The sequence below is a fragment of the Pseudomonas amygdali genome (genome assembly GCF_002699855.1).
GTDB classification, from domain to species: Bacteria; Pseudomonadota; Gammaproteobacteria; order Pseudomonadales; family Pseudomonadaceae; genus Aquipseudomonas; species Aquipseudomonas amygdali.
On sequence record NZ_LKBW01000329.1, the window covers coordinates 1 to 20,417 of the forward strand.

Genomic DNA, 20,417 nt, shown 5'->3' on the forward strand with positions numbered 1-20,417 from the left:
CCGAGTCTGCCCAGGTGGCATGACTCAAACAAAAGGGTCTCCGAGAAACCCGGGGCGGTTCAGTCAGATCACCCTCGCCCTGGGCGATGTCCTGCATCGCACGACCCATGTCGGTCAGCGGCCGCATCAGCGCACGGATCAGCAGGCTCAACAGCAAGGCAATCACGGCCACCGCAATCAGTACGGCGACCATCGCCGAGCTGCGGAACTGGCTCAACGGTGCATAAGCCTTGTCCTTGTCGATCGACAGACCAATGTACCAGTCGGCCGAAGGCAGCCCGGTGATCGGGGTAAACGACAGCAACCTCTGCTGACCATTGAGCGTGACCTCACGCAGGCGCGCATCCAGACTGAGGGGCTGGCCCGGGTAGACGTCCTTGAGGTTTTTCATCACCTGTTCCTTGTCCGGGCTGACAATGATCTGCCCGTCCCCACTGACCAGAAAGGCGTAACCGAGCCCGCCGAACTCCACCGAGTTGATGATCTTGACCAGCGTGTCCAGGCTCAGGTCACCGCCAGCCACGCCAGTTATCTGGCCTGCAGTCTTGACCGGGCTGGCGATAGTCACCACCAGGCCGCCCACGGAAGCCAGATAAGGCGGGCTGAGAATGGTTTTGCCGGCGTCGACGGTGGACTTGTACCAGGGCCGCTGACGTGGATCGTAGCCAGCCGGCATATCGACATTGGGCCGCTGGGTGAACGCACCTTTGCTGTCACCGACGTAGGTGAACTGAAAGGTCGACACCAGCGAAGACTGCGACACAAGTCCGCTCAGGTCGGAATTGACCCCTTGGAAGGCTACGTTCTGGGTGAGGTTTTCCAGCACCAGAATGCGTCCGCTCAGCCAGTTCTGCACGCTGCTGGCCGTCAACTGACCCGCCTGGCCCACCGAGGACTCAAGGTTCTGATTGATGGTGGTGCGTTGCAGGTAGTCGTTGTAAAGGGTGAACAAGGCAAAGGCCAACACCACAACACCGGCCGCAGCCAGAAGAATTTTATGACGAAACTTCAAATTCATGACAAAGCATCTCAACGTGACGGGAAGAAGGCTCAGATGCCAGAACAACTTGTGACGTAAAAATGTCACGCACTTCAAAAGCAATGAACCTGAAGCGGGTAAGGTTTCCACTGTCGCGAGCATAGACAATATTTTGCCGCACCCTATGAGAGGCGGCGCTCTATTTCAGTCTTTTCAGCGATTCTTTATAGCGGTGCATTGCCGTGAACGATAGGGCCTGAAAAAGTATTTCAAGCGTTTTGAAACTTTCTCTTTTTTTTATTTCAGCTTGGCCACCACCTGCCGATAGTGTCTGTATACCACCCCCTGCCCCTGACCTGTATGCCATGCCTTTCAGGGGCTCTACTGCTTTAAATGGCTGTTGTTGGAGAATTCAATGAGTAGCTGGTTTGCAAACATCAGCGTCAATATGAAACTGGCCCTCGGTTTCGGTCTAGTACTTGTTTTTACTGCGATTCTTGCGCTGACTGGCTGGACCAGCATGAGCGGACTGATCAATCGCAGCAACTGGATGAGTGACATTACTTCGCTCAACTCCCAGTTGACCAAACTGCGTGTGACCCGTCTGCAATACATGGTCGCTGACGGCGACGAGAAAGTCGCAGAGACCGTTCAGGTCTCGCTGGACGGCTTCAAGAACTATCAGCAAAAGCTGCTGACCTCGTTCAAAAGTCCCGAAAACGTGAAAATGCTCGAGCAACTGGGAGTGGTGATCGCTGACTACCAGAAATCGCTGAACAGCATGCGCGGCGGGTACAAGGCCAGCATTGTGGCGCGTGATGAGCTGAGCACGAATGCTGACAAAAGCATTGATGTGTTTGAGCTGCTTCAGGCTGAAGTGAAAAAAATGGACCCTGCCGATGCCAATCGGTTCGAGCAATACCAGATCGTCACCGATGCAAAGGAAAACCTCAGGCTCGCGCGTTATGAGGTGCGTGGCTACACCACCAACCCTACGGCAGAAACTGAACAGACCGCCGTTGCAAGGCTGGATTCTGCCATCAAGGATCTGGACACGCTGAAAACGACGTTCAGCGGCACCCAGGCTGATCAGCTCAAGCAGCTGGAAACCTCGTTGGCCGCGTACCGCAAAGCCCTGCAGAGCTTCAAGGCCGCAACTGCCGACATCGCTCAGGCTCGTAAGGAGATGACCGTACAGGGCCAGGATATCGTCAAGATCAGCGAAGCCATGTACCAACTGCAACTGGATCGCCGCGATCAGGAAAGCGCACAGGCTCGCACCACGCAGATCACCTGTACGCTGCTGGCAATTATTCTGGGCATGATTGCAGCGGTGATCATCACCCGGCAGATTACCCGTCCATTGCAGGAAACTCTGGCAGTGGTCGACCGTATTGCATCAGGTGACCTGACCCAGACCCTGGCAGTCACTCGTCGTGACGAGTTGGGCGTTCTGCAGCAAGGCATTCAACGCATGGGCAGCACGTTGCGCGAGCTGATTGGCGGTATCCGCGACAGCGTTGTGCAGATTGCCAGTGCCGCCGAAGAGCTGTCAGCGGTTACCGAGCAGACCAGCGCCGGCGTCAACAGCCAGAAAGTCGAAACCGACCAGGTGGCCACCGCCATGCATGAGATGTCGGCAACGGTTGCAGAAGTGGCTCGTAACGCCGAACAGGCCTCGCAGGCAGCGTCCAACGCCGACCGCGAAGCGCGCGACGGTGGCAAAGTCGTGGGCGAAGCGATTGTGCAGATCGAGCGTCTGGCCAACGAAGTGGGTCGCTCGGCCGATGCCATGAACCAGCTGGAGCAGGAAAGCGACAAGATCGGCAAGGTCATGGACGTCATCAAGGCTGTGGCCGAACAAACCAACCTGCTGGCCCTCAACGCAGCCATCGAAGCGGCCCGCGCCGGGGAAGCCGGGCGTGGTTTTGCCGTGGTTGCCGACGAAGTCCGCGGCCTGGCACAACGCACGCAGCAGTCCACAGTCGAGATTGAAACACTGGTTGCAGCCCTGCAAAGCGGCACGCGCCAGGTGTCCAGCATCATGCTCAGCAGCCGCGAACTGACCGTCAGCAGCGTACAGCTCAGCCGTCAGGCGGGTACATCGCTGGGCAGTATTACCCAGACGGTCTCCAACATTCAGGCAATGAACCAGCAGATCGCTGCCGCCGCCGAGGAGCAGAGTGCCGTAGCTGAGGAAATCAGCCGCAGCATCGTTAACGTCCGCGATGTGTCCGAGCAAACCGCCTCGGCCAGCGAAGAAACCGCTGCCTCCAGCGTCGAACTGGCACGCCTTGGCGGGCAGCTGCAAACGATGGTCAGCCACTTCCGGATCTGATCACCCAGCGTTGACATCAAGCCCGGTCTTTACCGGGCTTGATTGTTTCTGCACTCCTGACAGTCACGCCTGCGGCGGCTGTCCGTTGGACGCTGACAATCCGCCATCCACCGGCAAATTCACGCCGGTCACGAAGCGTGCGTCTTCACTTGCCAGAAAGGCAATGACATCGCCGACATCTTCAGCTTCGCCTGGACGCCCCAGCGGGATGCGCTCCATGAATTTGGCCATCAGTGCCTTGTCGCCGAGCATGTCTTCAGTCAGCTCGCTGCGAGTCAGTGACGGGCAGACTGCGTTGACCCGCACACCGTCGGCACCGTGGTCCATCGCCAGCGCGCGGGTGAAATTGGTGATTGCGCCTTTGGCCGCGTTGTAGAAGCTCATGCCCCAGTCGCCGCCCAGGCCGGAAACCGACGAGACGTTGATGATGTTGCCTTTGCTGGCGATCAGCGCCGGCATGGCGGTGCGGGTGCAATAGAACACGCCGTCCAGGTCCACGGACATCAGCTCTTTCCAGTCCTCTATGCCCAGCTCGGTCACTTTGCCGGACTTGACGATGCCGGCATTGTTGACCAGCACATCCAGACGCCCGAAATGCGTGGCGACTTTCTTGAACAGCGCTTCCACATCGCTGGGGTCCGCCACATCGGTAGCACGGACCAAATGCCCTTCGCCCGCCAGTTGCGTGGCCACTTTGTCGAGTTTGTCGCGATTACGGCCGACCAGTACAACGCTTGCACCTTCCTGGGCAAAACGCTTGGCGGTGGCTTCGCCGATCCCGGAACCAGCCCCGGTCACGACAACAACTTTCTGGGTGAAACGATTCATGCAGCAGCTCCAAAAAAATAATGGGGTTATGAGGTGGACTGCCCGGTTGCACACAGCGTTCAGTCCAAATCATTCACTGCCTTACGAGGGGTTAAAAATCAGGTGAATCGGTAAACCTCGACTAACAGCGCGTTGACAAACCGAGGCCGCGCTGCAAATATCACCGAAGTTGTACGACAACCTATAACGCCAAAAATAAAAACAAGACTTTGCCAACCATGAAAACTCTCGTCTGTACGTCTGCTCCACCGATTATCGAAGCCTCATCTGTTCCGACAGTTTCGCAGCACCCGACATCCTTTCAGATTCATAACATTCGCTGATACATGGCGAACGGTACTCGGCCGTCTGTCGGTCGAGGCCATGCCTGGCAACAGGCATCACGTAATCCTCAAAGGTGTCGGCTGCTGCTTGCGCGCGGCCAGAAAAGAGGACGGTTTCGATAAACAAGGGAGCAAAACAATAATGACATTTCACACTTCCCGCTCACGCATCCTGCTGGGTGTTGGCGGCATGACACTGATTTTCCCGATGCTCGGCATGGCAGAGGGTTTCGTCGACGATACCAAAGCCACACTTACGCTGCGTAATGCGTACTTCAACCGCAACTTCACCAACCCGGCCTTTCCCAACAGCGCAGCTCCGCAGAGCAAAGCCGAGGAATGGACACAAAGCTTTATTCTCGACGCCAAGTCGGGCTTCACCCAAGGAGTGGTCGGTTTCGGGGTTGACGTGCTGGGCCTGTATTCGCTCAAGCTCGATGGTGGCAAAGGCACAGGGGGCACTCAGTTGCTGCCGATCCACAGCGACGGTCGCCCGGCCGATGATTTCGGCCGTCTCGGCGTTGCAGGCAAGGCGCGGGTTTCCAAAACCGAACTGAAAGTCGGCGAATGGATGCCGGTGCTGCCGATTCTGCGCTCCGATGACGGTCGTTCGTTGCCGCAGACTTTCCGCGGTGGCCAGGTGACGTCCAAGGAAATCGACGGCCTGACGCTGTATGGCGGGCAATTCCGCGGCAATAGCCCGCGCAACGATGCAAGCATGGAAGACATGTCGATGAACGGCCGAGGCGCGTTTACGTCCGATCGCTTCAACTTCGGCGGCGGCGAGTATGTCTTCAACGACAAGCGTACCCAGGTAGGTGTCTGGTACTCGGAGCTGCAGGACATCTACCAGCAGCAGTTTTTCAACCTGCTGCACAGCCAGCCGGTCGGCGACTGGACCCTGGGGGCCAACCTGGGTTACTTCATCGGCAAGGAAGACGGAAACAAACTGGCCGGCGACCTCGACAACAAGACCGCTTATGCATTGCTCTCGGCGCGCTATGGCGGCAGCACGTTCTATGTCGGCCTGCAAAAGCTCACCGGCGATACGGCGTGGATGCGCGTCAACGGCACCAGCGGCGGCACGCTGGCCAACGACAGTTACAACTCCAGTTACGACAACGCCAAGGAGAAGTCCTGGCAGTTACGCCATGACTATAACTTCGCAGTGCTCGGCGTACCCGGCCTGACCCTGATGAACCGCTATATCAGCGGCGACAATGTGCATACCGGCAACATCACCGACGGCAAGGAATGGGGACGAGAGTCTGAACTGGCGTATACCGTACAAAGCGGTGCACTCAAGAACCTGAACGTCAAATGGCGCAACTCCAGCCTGCGTCGCGATTTCAGCACCAATGAGTTCGACGAGAACCGCGTATTCATCAGCTACCCTATTTCGCTGCTGTGAAACCTGTGGCAAAGCCTGCCTGAAAGCCCATCTACAGGGGCAGGTTTTGCCTTGTTACAAATGTGTCTGCACAGGCGGGCACACAGGTCGTTTTTATACTTTGGCCGCGTTGACAATCAGCGTATGCGGTGTCGATAATTCGGCAAGTCATACGACAACAGATGACAAAAATAACAATCGGGACTTTTCTCATGGCATCGGCTCATACCACTCAAACTCCCTTCAATCGCCTCCTGCTGACCGGTGCGGCAGGTGGCTTGGGCAAGGTCTTGCGCGAAACACTGCGCCCCTACGCAAACGTGCTACGCCTGTCCGACATTGCCGAGATGGCACCGGCGGTAGACGACAGTGAAGAAGTTCAGGTCTGCGATCTGGCTGACAAGGACGCCGTATACCGCCTGATCGAAGGTGTGGACGCGATAGTGCACTTCGGCGGTGTGTCAGTCGAACGGCCGTTCGAGGAAATCCTCGGTGCCAACATCTGCGGTGTGTTCCACATCTACGAAGCGGCCCGTCGTCATGGCGTGAAACGCGTGATCTTTGCCAGTTCCAACCACGTGATCGGTTTCTACAAGCAGACCGAAACCATCGACGCGCACTCCCCGCGCCGCCCGGACAGCTACTACGGTCTGTCCAAGTCCTACGGCGAAGACATGGCCAGCTTCTACTTCGATCGTTACGGCATCCAAACCGTCAGCATCCGCATCGGCTCGTCGTTCCCTGAACCGCAGAACCGTCGAATGATGAGCACCTGGCTGAGCTTTGGCGACCTGACCCAGTTGATCGAGCGCTCCCTGTACACGCCAGACGTCGGTCATACCGTGGTCTACGGTGTTTCGGACAACAAGACCGTATGGTGGGACAACCGTTTCGCCAGCAAACTGGACTACACCCCCAAAGACAGCTCGGAAGTTTTCCGCGCCAAGGTTGAAGCCCAACCGGAGCCTGCGGCTGACGACCCGGCGATGGTTTATCAGGGCGGTGCGTTTGTGGCCTCAGGCCCCTTCGGCGATCAATAAACAGCCCCTACCTGTTGAAGAACTCTGCTTGCAGACGTTGGAGATACGACCTGTCATGGATGCCGAACTGATTGTCGATGCACAAAACGCCACAGGCGAAAGCCCGGTCTGGAGCGCACGTGACCAGGCGTTGTACTGGGTAGATATTCCGAAAGGTACGCTGCAGCGCTGGAGTTTCGCCGACGGCAGCATACGCACCTGGAAAGCGCCGCAGATGCTGGCCTGCATCGCAGCCGACAGCCGCGGCGGCTGGATTGCGGGGATGGAAGACGGCATTTATCATCTGCAGCCCTGCGAAGACGGCAGCCTGATCAGTACTCTTCTGGCAAGCGTCGAACATGCACAGACAGGCATGCGCTTCAACGATGGCCGATGCGACCGACAAGGACGCTTCTGGGCCGGCACCATGCTGATGGACATGGCAGCAGGCGCAGTGGTAGGTGCGATGTATCGCTACAGCGCCGGGCAGAAGACACTCGATGCACATTTAAAGGACTTCATTGTCCCCAACGGCCTGGCGTTCAGCCCGGACGGCAAGACCATGTACCTGTCCGACTCGCATCCCAGCGTGCAGAAGATCTGGGCTTTCGATTACGACACCGATAGCGGCACGCCGCACAACCGTCGCCTGTTCGTGGACATGAACCACCACCTGGGCCGCCCTGACGGTGCAGCAATCGACACCGATGGCTGCTACTGGATCTGCGGCAATGACGCGGGCCTGATCCACCGTTTTACGCCCAACGGAAAACTCGACCGCTCGCTGGTCGTGCCGGTTAAAAAACCGGCCATGTGCGCTTTTGGCGGCCCCAATCTCGATACCTTGTTCGTAACGTCCATTCGCCCGGGTGGCGATATCAGCGACCAGCCATTCGCCGGTGGTCTGTTCGCTTTGCGCCCTGGTGTCAAAGGCCTGGAGGAACCCGTGTTTCAGGGCTGACAGTGCCCAACGAAAATCCCATAGCTCGACCAAAAATAACAAAATCGGAGATATCCATGGATTTCAAACGCAAGCTTCTCATCGCTGCACTTCCGTTGGCCTTCTGCGTGTCAGGCATGGCTCAGGCAGAAGTCAAAATCAAGTTCGCCGAGGTTCACCCCGCAGGCTACGCGCCGGTCGTGGCGGAGCAGAACATGGGCAAGAAACTCGAAGAACAGTCCAAGGGCGAGATCAGTTTCAAGATGTACGCGGGTGGCGTGCTCGGTTCCGAGAAGGAAGTCGTTGAACAGGTCCAGAGTGGTGCCGTGCAGATGACTCGCGTCAGCCTGGGCATCGTCGGCCCGGTCGTACCGGACGTCAACGTCTTCAACCTGCCGNGGCGAGATCGGCCAGGAAATTCTCGACAAGATCACCAACTCGCAATTCAACATGGTCGCGCTGGGCTGGATGGATGGCGGCACACGCAACCTGTACACGAAGAAACCGGTACGCCAGATTTCCGACCTCAAAGGCATGAAAATTCGTGTTCAGGGCAACCCGGTATTCATCGAAACCATCAATGACATGGGCGGTAACGGCATCGCCATGGCCACTGGCGAAATCTTCAGCGCCCTGCAAACCGGCGTGATCGATGGCGCGGAAAACAACCCGCCGACCTATTACCAGCACAACCACTACCAGAACGCCAAGTTCTTCACGATTACCGAGCACTTGATTCTGCCCGAGCCCATCGTGATGGCGAAAGCCACCTGGGAGAAGCTCAAGCCGGAGCAACAGACGCTGGTGAAAAAGCTCGCGCGAGAAGCGCAGATGGAGGAGCGCGCGCTGTGGGACAAGTCGTCAGCCGATGCCGAAACCAAGCTCAAAGCTGCTGGCGTGGAGTTCATCACCCTGACGCCGGAGCAGAAGAAAGCCTTCTACGACGCCACCCAGCCGGTGCGTGACAAATTCGGTGCGCCCTACAAGGATTTGATCAGCCGCATCGAAGCGGTCCAGACCAATCCGGCACTGGCTGCACCGAGCACCCAAGCGGCCCAATAAGCCTGTCCGATTATGCTGCGCGAATGAGTGAAAGCTCGTTCGCCGCCGCAGTGGTGAGCCCATGAAAAATACGCTATTGCGCATCGACGACACGATCTATCGGGTCTGCATCGGCATTGCCGGTCTGTCGGTGCTGATCATGACCCTGATCATCCCCTGGGGCATCTTTGCCCGTTACATACTCGGCAGCGGCTCCAGTTGGCCGGAACCCACGGCCATATTGCTGATGGTGGTATTTACCTTCTTCGGCGCTGCCGCCAGTTACCGCGCCGGTGCGCACATGGCCGTTTCTATGGCCGTGGACCGTATGCCGCAACAGGTACGCCGCAGTGCCTCGGTGGTTGTGCAGGTCCTGATGGCGATCGTGGCCCTGTTCATGATCTTCAAGGGTTTCAAGCTGTGCGCCACCACGTGGAATCAGTTTGTCGGAGAGCTGCCGTTTCTGAGGGTCGGCATCACTTACCTGCCAATCCCCATTGGCGGCATCGTAACCCTGATTTTCGTGTTGGAAAGACTGTTTCTGGGCGACCAGAGTCATCGCGCGGTGATGCGCTTCGATGTTATTGAAGAAAGCGAAGGTGCCGCATAAATGGACGCTTTTATACTGCTGGGCAGCTTCATCGCATTGATCCTCATCGGCATGCCTGTCGCCTATGCGCTGGGGCTTTCAGCCCTGATAGGCGCCTGGTGGATCGATATTCCGGCCGATGCGCTGATGATTCAGATTGCGGGCGGCGTGAACAAGTTTTCGCTGCTGGCGATTCCATTCTTCGTGCTGGCCGGGGCAATCATGGCCGAAGGCGGCATGTCACGACGGCTGGTCGCCTTTGCTGCTGTGCTGGTGGGTTTCGTGCGCGGTGGGCTGTCGCTGGTCAACATTGTGGCATCCACTTTCTTCGGCGCGATTTCGGGTTCCTCGGTGGCCGATACCGCTTCGGTAGGCTCGGTGCTGATCCCGGAAATGGAACGCAACGGCTATCCTCGGGACTTCTCGACGGCAGTGACCGTCAGCGGCTCGGTTCAGGCCTTGCTGACGCCACCCAGCCATAACTCGGTGCTCTATTCGCTGGCGGCAGGCGGTACGGTATCGATTGCTTCGCTGTTCATGGCCGGGATCCTCCCGGGTCTGCTGCTCAGCGCGGTGATGATGGGCCTGTGCATGATCTTCGCGCGCAAGCGCAACTACCCCAAGGGTGAAGTGATCCCGCTGCGCCAGGCACTGAAAATTGCCGGTGAAGCGCTTTGGGGCATGATGGCCATGGTCATTATTCTCGGCGGCATTCTATCGGGGATTTTCACTGCCACCGAGTCGGCCGCCATTGCCGTGCTCTGGTCGTTCTTCGTTACCATGTTCATCTACCGCGACTACAAATGGCGCGATCTGCCCAAACTGATGCATCGGGCGGCACGCACCATTTCCATCGTGATGATCCTGATCGGTTTTGCCGCCAGCTTCGGTTACATCCTGACGCTGATGGAAATTCCGATGAAGATCACCACAGCGTTCCTGACCCTGTCCGACAACCGCTACGTGATCCTGATGTGCATCAACATAATGTTGCTGCTGCTCGGTACGGTCATGGACATGGCGCCGCTGATTCTGATCCTGACCCCGATTCTGTTGCCGGTCATCGTCGGTGTCGGTATCGATCCGGTGCACTTCGGCATGATCATGCTGGTCAATCTGGGTATCGGGCTGATTACCCCGCCGGTGGGTGCGGTGCTGTTCGTCGGTGCCGCGGTGGGCAAAGTCACTATCGAAGCCACCGTGAAAGCTTTGCTGCCGTTCTACGTCGCGCTGTTTTTGGTGTTGATGCTGGTCACCTACATTCCCGCCATCTCGTTGTGGCTGCCGAGCGTCGTGCTCTAACGTCATCAGTTGCAACGCTACCGGAGCGCTCAAACCGCTCCGGTACGCACCTCTGTTGTCCAGCCAAGGAGGCTGGTTGCGTATGTCTGCCCCTGCCCTGTTCCCCCGCCACATTGCCGTGCTTATTCTGGCGCTGCTGGCCTGTTCGTTTGCCGGCAACCACATTGCGGCACGCATTGCCTTCGATCATGACACCGGCTTGCTGCTGGCCATTCTCTGCCGCTCCGGCGTCACCCTGCTGGTGCTGGTCAGTCTGGTGCTCTGGCAACGTGAAAAGCTCAGTCTTCCTGCCAGCACCTGGCGCTGGCAATTGCTTCTGGGCTTGCTGATCGCGACTCAGAGTTTTTGCATTTATTCGGCGGTAGCACGTATTCCGGTGGCTCTGGCATTGCTGGTGGTCAACGTCTCGCCGATTCTGCTGGCGCTGTTGACCTGGGCACTGGGCGGCGCAAGGCCCACACGACGTGCCGCAGGCCTGATGGCGTTGATTCTGTTCGGCCTGACGCTGGATGTGCCGCAGCGGCTGTCAAACCCTGGCAGCAGCGAACCGCAGTGGCTGGAAGGTATCGCCTATGCGTTTACCGCAGCGGTGGTGTTCGCCTTTGCGCTATGGATCACCGACAACAAACTGGCAAGCATGCGCGGCACTGTGCGCAGTATGCTGACCATGGTCGTGGTGTTCGCGGCGGCTGCGCTGGCCGGTGCCAGTGGCCTGTTGCCCGGTGGCGTGGATCTGCCGTCAAGCCGCATCGGCTGGACTGCGCTGGCCAGTCTGGTGGTGCTCTACGGGTTGGGCTTTTCGCTGCTGTTCATCTGCATGGCGCGGCTGGACATCGCCCGCAATGCGCCGGTGATGAACATCGAGCCGGTGGCGAGCCTGCTGTTCGGCTGGCTGATTCTTGATCAGTTACTCAGCAGCGGCCAGGTCATCGGCGGGCTGATCGTCGTCAGCGGTATCGTCCTGCTGACCTGGCGGCGCGCCACGCCATCTGCCTCTCAACCATCCAGCCCATCATCCAAGAAGGTTTTGCATCATGCCCGCGAACGTACTGACCCTTGAAGATGGCCTGACCCGCCTCACTCTGGCTCCCGACATCGGTGGCAGTATCGTCAACTGGACCGTATTGGCCAGCGGGCACCCCCTGCTGCGCCAGAGCGACGAACTGGCACTGGCTGCCGGTACACCTCGCCGACTGGCCTGCTACCCGCTGGCACCCTGGTCTAACCGGATCGGCAACGGCGGTTTCGACACCCCGGATGGCTGGCTCGCACTGGCCGCCAACAGCGCCAACGACCCATTGCCGATTCATGGCAGCGCCTGGCAACAGGTCTGGAGTGTTATCGAGCAGACCGCAGAGCAGGTCTGCCTGCAACTCGACAGCCAGACGCCGTTCGCCTACCGCGCGCAACTGCGCTACACCCTGCAAGACGGCAAGCTGAGCATCGAACTGACCACCACCCACCTGGACAGTCGTGCCGCCTGGCACGGGCTGGGCTTGCACCCTTACCTGCCGCGCACGCCCCACACACGCTTGCAGGCCAAGGCTGCGCAGGTATGGATGTGCAACGACGCTGGCTTGCCTGCCGAGTTGCGGGACTTACCCGCTGAGTGGGACTTCCGGCACAGCAATACGCTGCCTGAAGCACGACTGGACAACGGCTTCACCGGCTGGGATGGCCTGAGCATCATCAGCCAGCCGGACCTGGGCTATGAGCTGCACTGTCAGGCCACTGGCAGCGACTACTTTCTGGTGTTCTGCCCACCGGGGTTGGGTTTCTTCTGCTTCGAGCCGGTCAGCCACCCGGTGAATGCCCATCATTTGCCTGGGCATCCTGGTTTGAAGCTGTTGCGGCAAGGCGAGTCGATGGAGTTGAGGGTCAGTCTGCACTACAAGCCCTTGTAGCAGGCTTTATGCGTGCATGCTCCATGCCTTTCGTTACGGGGTAATCAACAGGGTTGAAAGACCGCTGACGCGGGTAACGCCGGTGGCGGTGTCGCAGCTGTTGTTCAACGTTGACTGAAGATTGCCAAGTAAAAATGTACTTGTCGCATTGGCGCCTTTATAACGGCCATCCACAATTGCTCCGACACCAACAATGGTCGTGTTCAAAGTACCAATATTATTGATCGTCGCGTTGAATTTGTAAGTGCTGGTGACTCCATCGCTCCAGCTAATGACCCATGTTCTGCTGGACGTTGGTAGCAGTAACGACTCGCAGGAAAACGTAGACTGGAAGCTTTCGCTGGACGAAGCGCTGGTAACCAAAGGGAATGAGAGCGAAACACACGTGTTCCAACTGCTCGTCGTCGATACAACAATCGTCTGACTGGTGTTGGTCAATCCTGGCGACCAGTTTGTAGTATGGGTTCCTGTACAGGTAACCAGATTTACAGCCTCAGCCTGAGCTCGCCAAGGTGCAAAAAGAAGCCCCATACAAATGATAACCAGCAGTACACAGGCCAGCTTGGCCAGCGTAGATGAAGCACGTGCAACGTGAGTGTCCATAATGGTCTCCCTGACCTTGATAGCATCCAGATCACAGGTTAAGCAGCCAGCTGCTCATAGCGCTACTGGCAGAAATGACAGCGACTGTCTGCATGACTGGCCCGTGGTCATTGCCATGGCCACACCTGTAAAATTCCTCCACGCCGCTCGTCATATCCTGTGATCCACTCCCCATCCCGTTGCGTAACACCTCTGCATTGCGAACCAAAACCAGACAATGGTGATCAGAAGGTGGATCATGCGCACTACTGCCAGTCTCAGGACCTTCTGTCACTTGTCCCCCCCTCACAGCGAATCGACAATAACCCGACTTTGGATTGATGAAGTCGCCGCCGTGGCCCGCCAGAGGGACCGCGAAAGCTTCATGCGCATCTACGATCACTTCGCGCCGCGCCTGTTACGTTATCTGACCGGGCTGAATGTGCCTGAGGGGCAAGCCGAAGAATTGGTGCAGGAAGTGCTGCTCAAGCTGTGGCACAAGGCCGATTCCTTCGACCCGACCAAGGCCAGCCTGGGGACGTGGCTGTTTCGCATTGCCCGCAACCTGTACATCGACAGCGTGCGCAAGGACCGCGGCTGGGTGAAGGTGCAGAATTCGCTGGAACAACTCGAGCGCCTGGAGGCCCCGGTAGATCGAACGCTCGATTACAGCCAGCGCCAGGAGCAACAACTGAACATTGCCATTCAGAACCTGCCCACCGATCAGGCCCGGGTATTGCGAATGTCTTATTTTGAAGCGCTCAGCCATCGGGAAATTTCCGAACGCCTTGGTATGCCACTGGGCACGGTGAAATCGTGCCTGCGCCTGGCGTTTCAAAAATTGCGTTCGCGGATAGAGGAATCATGATGAGCCCACGACATCATCCGGGTGACGCGACGCTGGTCAGCTATGCAGCAGGGGCGCTGTCGCAGGTCCTTGCGGTGGTGACTGCGGCGCACCTTGAACGCTGTGCCGAGTGCCGTGCGCGACTCAGGCAAGCCGAAGAGATTGGCGGTGTATTGATGCAGCAGCACACCAGCAGCGTGGTGCCGCTCAAGGGCAGGTCAGCAATGCTGGCGCGCCTCGATGAACGGCAAACGGGCGCTGAGCCGGCAATGTATTCGACGCCGGCAGCCAATCAGGACCCGGACTTGCTGCCTGTCTGCATGCACGCGCATTTCGGTCGGCAGCTGAGCACACTGAAGTGGAAGACACTGGTTCCTGGCGTGCAACGAGTACGTGCGCAAGGTATTGAACAAGGCAACCTGATGCTGCTGAAAATCGCCCCCGGCGTCAGCATGCCGGTGCACAGCCATGAAAGCGGCGAGATGACTATGGTGCTCAAGGGCGCGTATCACGACATACAGGGAGCGTTCGCGCTCAATGATGTGGCCGATCTGGACAGCCACATCCAGCACCAGCCCATCGCTTACCCTGACCGGGAATGCATCTGCGTACTGGCGACAGAATCAAGGCTGCGCTTTCACGGGCTGCTGGCGCGGATGATGCAGCCGTTCTTCGGGATCTGAAAAACGGCTCCATAGCTGCTCTCAGCGCTGAACACGCACCCCCAGCGAAGCCAGTGCATCCCAGTAACCCGGGTAGGTCTTGCCGACGCAATCGGGGTCGAGAATGCGAATACCGGCAATCTTCAAACCTGCCAGCGCAAAACACATGGCGATGCGATGGTCGGAGTGGGTGTCGATCAATGCGTCTACCGTGGTGCCTGCCAGCGCCGGGTTGGCGTGCACCAGCAGATCGTCGCCCTCCTCTACAGCAAGGCCCGGCGCGATGGCACACAGGCCGTGGGACAATGCTGAAATACGGTCACATTCCTTGACCCGCAGATTGGCGATGCCGACAAAGCGCACTGGCTGACGGTTGAAGGCGGCGAGTACCGCCAGCGTCGGAATCGCGTCCTGCATTTGCGAACCGTCGATCACGGCAGGCATGTTCGGGAAGCTTGCGATGATCTGACTGGCCAGGGCATCAGGCTGAGTGAATGCGTCGCTGGCCACGCCGAGGTCGATATCGCCCTCGGTCAATGCTTGGGCGGCCCACAGGTAGGTGGCCGCCGATGCATCCGGTTCGATATGGAAGTCCGTAGCGCGATAACCAGTGGCCGAGACTTTCCAGGCGGTTTCGCCGATGGCCTGAACCTCGGCGCCGAAGGCCTGCATGGCCGCCAGGGTCAGGTCGACGTAACCACGTGCGCCAATCTCGCTGCCGGTCAAGGCGACTTCGACCGGGCCCTTGCCGCAGGCTCCGGCCATCAGCAACGCTGACACGTACTGGCTGGACAGGTTGCCATCGATTTCAATACGTCCGGCTTCCAGACCGCCTTTGCCCTTGATCGCCACCGGCGGGCAGCCACTGGGCGCACTGACCTCCACACCCATGCGCTGCAAGGCATCGACCAGCGGGCCGATCGGGCGCTTGCGCATGTACTCGTCGCCGTCGACCACAAAGTCGCCTTCGAAGTTGGCCAGTGCAGCGGTCAGAAAGCGCGTTGCGGTTCCGGCGTTACCGAGAAACAGTGCCTGCTGCGGTGCCTGCCAGTGGCCGCTGCTGGTGACCACGAAGGTGCTGTCATCCGGCTCGTCGACCTGCACGCCCATCAGACGCAGTGCTTCGGACATCACGCGGGTGTCGTCACTCTTCAGCGCGCCGGTCAGGCGGCTGGTGCCTTTGGCCAGCCCGGCCAGCAACAATGCGCGGTTGGTGATCGACTTGGAGCCCGGCGGGCTGACGCGCCCGACCAGCGGGCGCTCGACAGGCAAAACAGTGAGGGTGGCTTGAGGTCGCATGATGTCCCTGAGCGTCAGCGGAAAAATCGCGATCCTAGCACGAGCGGGATCAAGCCCGCAGTGCGGTTTTGCTGCCCCAACGAGCCAGACAGCCGTTTACTTTTGTTCAGCACCCGACAGTTGCTGCAGCTTGTCATTGGCTGCCTGCAATTGATTGCGGTTGGCTGCCACGTCGGTGACGTCATAGATCACCAGGCACACATGGCTGATCGCCCCGGTGGTTGAGCGCAGCGGAAACAGCGTGGTGTTCTGGTACATGAACTCTTCGTGCCCGGTGACCGGCTGGTAATTCTTGAAGCGCACCAGATACGGCCGCTGTTCCCAGATGGTGAATGCCGGTGTGCCAAGGGTCACGACGTTATCGATTTTCTTGCTCAACCATTGGCGGTTGGCCTCCGGAAACAACTCGAAGAAGGTCTTGTCGATGGCCACATAAGGCACCACGCCAGAGCGGTTTTCCATGAAAGTATTCCAGACCGTCACCCGATAGTTCAGGTCCAGCACCACAATGCCTACGTCAATGTTCTGCGTGACGGCCAGCAACCAATGGAGCTCGTTGATTTCGATAGCGTTGCTCATGGGTCAGCTCATCATGTAGGCGAGTTTTTTGGTAAGCAGCTCGACCGAGTCTTCGGTGAACAGCATCAACAGATCGAAATGAATGTTATGGCCTTCTACGCTGTAACTGATTTCAACCGCCAGGGTCTTTTTCCAGCGCTGCTGATTAATACGAATAAGCTCGTCGATGCCACCCTGCGCGCCCAGCAACTGTGGATGGCCTTGCGAAAACGCGATGTCGATCTGCTCGGCGATACCGCTCAGGCAGGCACCGATCAGGATCGTGGACAGGTCCAGAAGCATCTCCATGTTGGAGCTGTCGGAGTTATCGTCGCCCATCAGTTTCGACATGCCGGAGATTTCCGAGTCATGGAAAATCAGCAGCGCTTCACCTGCAATGCCGCCACCGATGTAGCCCTGACACACTGCCGTCAAATGCTGATCAGCGTGGGCATCGGCCAGCGCCATGTGCAACTCGCCGACTTCGAGCATGTTGACGTTGGGCACCGGCAACTGCACGAACACGCCCAGCACCTTGGCCAGCAATGCAGCAGCGCGGCCCATGGCAACGTTGATGGTTTCGCGGAAGGCATCCTGAAAGCTGATCACCCCGCCCTTGTTGTTGAGGGCCGGCAGCGCAACAGGTGACACCGCCGGCTTGCCCAGCAGGCCCAGGCGTTCCAGCGTGCTCTTGAGTTCGTCCGGGTCGGCAGGTTTTTTCAGAAACGCCAGCGCGCCCAGCTCCATGACCCGGCGCACCGCTTCGTCCTGCACGTCACCCGACACCACAATCACCTTGGTGTCGAGGTTTTCGGCACGAATCGCCGTCAAGGTCTGGTAACCGTCCATCACCGGCATGGTCAGGTCGAGCAGCACCACCTGGCCCTGGCCTTTACGGATAGCTTCCAGACCTTCCTGCCCCTGGGTAGCGAGCGTTACCGATACATCCCAATCAGCAGGCAGGGCACGCAAAAGCTGCTTTCGCGCCATGTTCGAGTCATCGCATATCAATAGTGCAAGCGTGGACATCGTGTGGTTCTCACTGCAAAAAAATCAGGCTGACAACGGCGGACAGCACGTATACGTTCGACAGCACTATCGAAATCGACTGACACTGAGCCTATAACGCTCGATCAGCAACATTCAAACTAAACCTATAGCCTTAAGTCGGCGATGTTTGCAGTTTCTGTAATTTAAGTCGCTTTCTGTTGCTGCAAATCACTACCGCGCCCCCCCAAACCAGCCTATTATCAAGTGATAGATTTAATAGCAATCACTCGATAGACAGGTGTGTCCATGTCTCTGCCCATAAGCGACTACCATCCGGCCCTGCCCCGGCAGGACGATTTCTGGCAGCATCTGGGTATTCCGGCCCGTGGCACGCGGCTGTACTCGGCGCTGCACGACGGTTTGCCGTATGAAGTATTCGAGCGTCTGGCGCATTACACCGACCTGAACCGCTCGACCCTGGCCGAGCATCTGGGCATCGCTCCCGCCACCTTGCAGCGACGCCTCAAGGTGCGCCGCTTCAATGCCGAGGAAAGCGATCGTCTGTTCCGCCTGGCAGCGGTTTACAAAGCGGCGCTGGACCTGTTCGAAGACGATGCCGAAGCGACCCGTCTGTGGCTGGCCAACCCGGTCTATGGGCTGGGCAATCGCAGGCCGCTGGAAATGCTCGCTACCTCGGCCGAGGCGCAGGCAGTGCTCGACCTTATCGGTCGGCTGGAACACGGTGTCGTGGCGTGATTGCAGTCTATCGACTGGTAAAGCGCAAATGGCTGGCTCAGGCGTTCGACGGTGAAGGCGCCAAGCTCTATGGCGGACGCTGGAACAGCAAAGGCAACGCCTGCGTGTACTGCGCAGGCAGCGAATCGCTGGCGCTGCTGGAAGTGCTGGTGCACTTGGGCAACGCTGGCGTGGCCCGGCATTACGCGATGCTTGAGCTGCAGATTGGCGAAGAGCACATCCTCAATGCACGGCCGGACACCCTGCCTCCCGACTGGCGCGAAGAGCCCGCACCACCGGCAACAGCCTCGTTCGGCGACGACTGGCTTGCCTCGGGTCAGAGCCTGGCACTGGCCGTGCCAAGCGTGATCATCCCGCGTGAGTCCAACTACCTGCTCAACGTCCAGCACCCGGAATTCCTGGCCGTTGTGGCAACGGCCAGAGAGCTGGAGTTTGTGGTTGATCCACGTTTGAAATGAGATTGATACAGGGCAGCCAGTTGTTCGATAGCGTCAGGTGCGAATTTGATAGCGTTATGGCCGAAGGTTGATCACCTCATAAACCGTTTGCAGATCCCGCTCCGGGATTTCCCAGATCACCAGCTTTGGCGGGGTCTGGCGAAAGGCCGGGTTGTCGAAATAGACGTTGGCTGCACCCGAGAACTCGCCGCCGTCCCTGGCGAAGCTGCCGATCGGTGCGCCGAGTTCGCGCTGTAGAAAACCGGTAAAGCCCGAATTGCGTGAGAACGATGTGCCGATCAAGGCGACGTTGGGCAGGTTGCTGTCGCCAAACAGGTCGTCGAGGTTGTCGCCGCCTGACGCTGCTTCACTGGCAAGCTCGGTGATTTGCGTGGCGGCTACGCTTTGCGGCGCGGGTTGCAACGACAGCGGTAGCCAGTCGAGACCCGCTAAACGCACCAGATCACCGGGGCGCTCGGCAATCGGGGCGATGCTGGTTTGAAACTGCCGTTGCGGAGTGGCCCGAAAGCCGACTTTGCGCAGGTGCAGTGCCAGCGCTCTGGCGGCCGCGTTGGCACCGCTTTCGCTCCAGTGTGTGTCGGTACGCAGGTACGCTGTGTCACCCAGCGGTTGCAGGGTAGTGGTCAGGTCCAACGTATCGACACCGGCGTCCTTCAGGCTGTTGGTCCATTGCACAACACGGGCCTGCTGCACCTCGGGGCGATAAAGCCCGCACAGTTGGGCGGCAGCAATGCGGCTTTTGTCTGGCACCACGGCGACCAGCAGGTCGATGCCGCGCTTTTTCAGGCTGCGTTGCACATCGATAACCGCCTGCGCCTTGTGTTGCGCATTGGCCTGCGCGTCGCGATTGAGCCTGAATTCATCGGTCAGGAACAGCCAGCCCGGACACCCCTGACGGACCCGCGGACCGGTGTCGTGAAACAGCAACCAGCTTGCGCCACGCTCGATATTCGCTGCGCGCTGCGCCAGAAAAGTCCCTGACAGTTGCTTGGCCAGTTTGTGAGTCACCTCGCCATGCAGCGCTGCATCGAGGGTCAGGGGTTTGGGCAGCAACTCGACCTTGCCGCTGGCCAGCAGCATGCACGAGGCCAGCAAGCCGACGCCGATGAAAGCCACCAGCGTGATTCCCGCCACGCCACAGGTGCGCACGGCCAGTTCGCTGGGCGGAGGCGGTACAGCAGACGGAGCAGTCATGGCCACTGACCTCAGAACTGGAAGTAAAGAAAAGGAACTGTCTCGCGGCTGGCAATCAGCGCGAACGACAACAGAAAGCCGGCCACCGGCCACAATGCGGCGCCCGCTATGAACACAGGGTGGCTGGCGAAACGCTGCTCAACGCGAACCAGCAACAACGGCGCGAGCACACAGGCCACGCCCAGCAGCGCCGCCATGCCGTGCGCCGGGCGCAGGGTTACGGCCAGTGCATCGCCCAGCCCCAGGCCATGCAGGCCGAACTGTCCGGCATACATGGTCAGCGCAGTGGTAAAGTCCGGGGCGCGGAACAGCGTCCAGACGAGGCACACAAACAGCAGCGTCAACACGTGCGCCAATGGTATGCCCCCCGAAGGTTGGACAATTATCCACTTACGCTGCCTTGGCGGCCTGCATCCTG

General features: G+C 58.8%; 19 protein-coding genes and 3 pseudogenes. 14 read left to right on the plus strand and 8 right to left on the minus strand.

Features of this window, described 5'->3' with window-relative positions; translation table 11 throughout:
- Positions 1–1,018: cache domain-containing protein (locus AO277_RS27500; RefSeq protein WP_257214252.1), on the minus strand; the 1,018-nt coding region annotated here is incomplete at its 3' end.
- A 511-nt stretch (positions 1,019–1,529) separates the two neighbouring features.
- Between AO277_RS27500 and AO277_RS29815 the strand changes: the two are divergent.
- Positions 1,530–2,414 (plus strand): annotated as a pseudogene (locus AO277_RS29815) (methyl-accepting chemotaxis protein); the annotation flags it as partial.
- Positions 2,415–2,612: 198 nt separating this feature from the next.
- Complete coding sequence (locus AO277_RS29820; RefSeq protein WP_371411893.1) at positions 2,613–3,317, plus strand: methyl-accepting chemotaxis protein; 705 nt, start codon at positions 2,613–2,615, stop codon at positions 3,315–3,317.
- A 63-nt stretch (positions 3,318–3,380) separates the two neighbouring features.
- On the opposite strand, the gene budC is transcribed toward AO277_RS29820, so the two are convergent.
- On the minus strand, positions 3,381–4,145 hold the full coding sequence (gene budC / locus AO277_RS27510; protein ID WP_044319301.1) for a meso-2,3-butanediol dehydrogenase: 765 nt from the start codon (positions 4,143–4,145) through the stop codon (positions 3,381–3,383).
- 465 nt (positions 4,146–4,610) lie between these two features.
- On the opposite strand from budC, the gene AO277_RS27520 reads away from it, so the two are divergent.
- From AO277_RS27520 to AO277_RS27555, 8 genes and pseudogenes are all read left to right on the plus strand, one after another.
- Positions 4,611–5,879 carry an OprD family porin gene (locus tag AO277_RS27520; protein WP_044319302.1) on the plus strand — a complete coding sequence of 423 codons (1,269 nt, stop codon included), beginning with the start codon at positions 4,611–4,613 and terminating at the stop codon, positions 5,877–5,879.
- Positions 5,880–6,070: 191 nt separating this feature from the next.
- Positions 6,071–6,898, plus strand: a complete 828-nt coding sequence (locus AO277_RS27525) for an NAD-dependent epimerase/dehydratase family protein (RefSeq protein ID WP_031595880.1) — start codon at positions 6,071–6,073, stop codon at positions 6,896–6,898.
- 55 nt (positions 6,899–6,953) lie between these two features.
- Positions 6,954–7,838 (plus strand): glucurono-1,5-lactonase, encoded by an 885-nt coding sequence (locus AO277_RS27530; protein WP_044319303.1) that lies wholly within the window; start codon positions 6,954–6,956, stop codon positions 7,836–7,838.
- A 56-nt stretch (positions 7,839–7,894) separates the two neighbouring features.
- Positions 7,895–8,879 (plus strand): annotated as a pseudogene (locus AO277_RS27535) (TRAP transporter substrate-binding protein).
- A gap of 61 nt (positions 8,880–8,940) precedes the next feature.
- Positions 8,941–9,468, plus strand: coding sequence for a TRAP transporter small permease (locus AO277_RS27540; protein WP_044319305.1), 528 nt, complete (start codon positions 8,941–8,943; stop codon positions 9,466–9,468).
- Positions 9,469–10,749 carry a TRAP transporter large permease gene (locus AO277_RS27545; protein WP_044319306.1) on the plus strand — a complete coding sequence of 427 codons (1,281 nt, stop codon included), beginning with the start codon at positions 9,469–9,471 and terminating at the stop codon, positions 10,747–10,749.
- An 82-nt stretch (positions 10,750–10,831) separates the two neighbouring features.
- Entirely contained in the window at positions 10,832–11,809 is a 978-nt protein-coding gene (locus AO277_RS27550) for an EamA family transporter (RefSeq protein WP_044319307.1), read from the plus strand.
- The gene (locus AO277_RS27555; protein WP_044319308.1) at positions 11,784–12,653 is read left to right on the plus strand and encodes an aldose 1-epimerase; all 870 of its coding nucleotides are present in this window, start codon (positions 11,784–11,786) and stop codon (positions 12,651–12,653) included. Before AO277_RS27550 ends, AO277_RS27555 begins: the two co-directional genes overlap by 26 nt.
- 33 nt (positions 12,654–12,686) lie before the next feature.
- Here the strand turns inward: AO277_RS27555 and AO277_RS29360 are convergent, their stop codons facing one another.
- Positions 12,687–13,256, minus strand: coding sequence for a hypothetical protein (locus tag AO277_RS29360; protein WP_161795799.1), 570 nt, complete (start codon positions 13,254–13,256; stop codon positions 12,687–12,689).
- Between the two features lie 334 nt (positions 13,257–13,590).
- Here AO277_RS29360 and AO277_RS27565 point away from each other — a divergent pair, with 334 nt between their 5' ends.
- Positions 13,591–14,103 carry a sigma-70 family RNA polymerase sigma factor gene (locus AO277_RS27565; protein ID WP_044319309.1) on the plus strand — a complete coding sequence of 171 codons (513 nt, stop codon included), beginning with the start codon at positions 13,591–13,593 and terminating at the stop codon, positions 14,101–14,103.
- Positions 14,103–14,765: a ChrR family anti-sigma-E factor gene (locus AO277_RS27570; RefSeq protein ID WP_044319310.1), complete on the plus strand. Its 663-nt coding sequence runs from the start codon at positions 14,103–14,105 to the stop codon at positions 14,763–14,765. Before AO277_RS27565 ends, AO277_RS27570 begins: the two co-directional genes overlap by 1 nt.
- Before the next feature lie 21 nt (positions 14,766–14,786).
- Here the strand turns inward: AO277_RS27570 and aroA are convergent, their stop codons facing one another.
- From aroA to AO277_RS27585, 3 genes are all read right to left on the minus strand, one after another.
- Positions 14,787–16,043 carry a 3-phosphoshikimate 1-carboxyvinyltransferase gene (gene aroA / locus AO277_RS27575; RefSeq protein WP_005746506.1) on the minus strand — a complete coding sequence of 419 codons (1,257 nt, stop codon included), beginning with the start codon at positions 16,041–16,043 and terminating at the stop codon, positions 14,787–14,789.
- Between the two features lie 96 nt (positions 16,044–16,139).
- Entirely contained in the window at positions 16,140–16,622 is a 483-nt protein-coding gene (locus tag AO277_RS27580; protein ID WP_044319311.1) for a PAS domain-containing protein, read from the minus strand.
- Between the two features lie 3 nt (positions 16,623–16,625).
- Positions 16,626–17,630, minus strand: coding sequence for a response regulator (locus AO277_RS27585; protein WP_044319312.1), 1,005 nt, complete (start codon positions 17,628–17,630; stop codon positions 16,626–16,628).
- Positions 17,631–17,897: 267 nt separating this feature from the next.
- Between AO277_RS27585 and AO277_RS27590 the strand changes: the two genes are divergently transcribed.
- Both AO277_RS27590 and AO277_RS27595 read left to right on the plus strand, forming a co-directional pair.
- On the plus strand, positions 17,898–18,347 hold the full coding sequence (locus tag AO277_RS27590) for a DUF2384 domain-containing protein (RefSeq protein WP_004663867.1): 450 nt from the start codon (positions 17,898–17,900) through the stop codon (positions 18,345–18,347).
- A complete protein-coding gene (locus AO277_RS27595) occupies positions 18,344–18,805 on the plus strand; it encodes an RES family NAD+ phosphorylase (RefSeq protein WP_005733968.1) in 462 nt (153 codons plus the stop codon). The genes AO277_RS27590 and AO277_RS27595 overlap by 4 nt, the downstream gene beginning before the upstream one ends.
- 54 nt (positions 18,806–18,859) lie before the next feature.
- Here the strand turns inward: AO277_RS27595 and AO277_RS27600 are convergent, their stop codons facing one another.
- Positions 18,860–19,999: an alginate O-acetyltransferase AlgX-related protein gene (locus AO277_RS27600; protein WP_044319313.1), complete on the minus strand. Its 1,140-nt coding sequence runs from the start codon at positions 19,997–19,999 to the stop codon at positions 18,860–18,862.
- Positions 20,000–20,010: 11 nt separating this feature from the next.
- Positions 20,011–20,417, minus strand: a pseudogene (locus tag AO277_RS27605) (hypothetical protein); the annotation flags it as partial.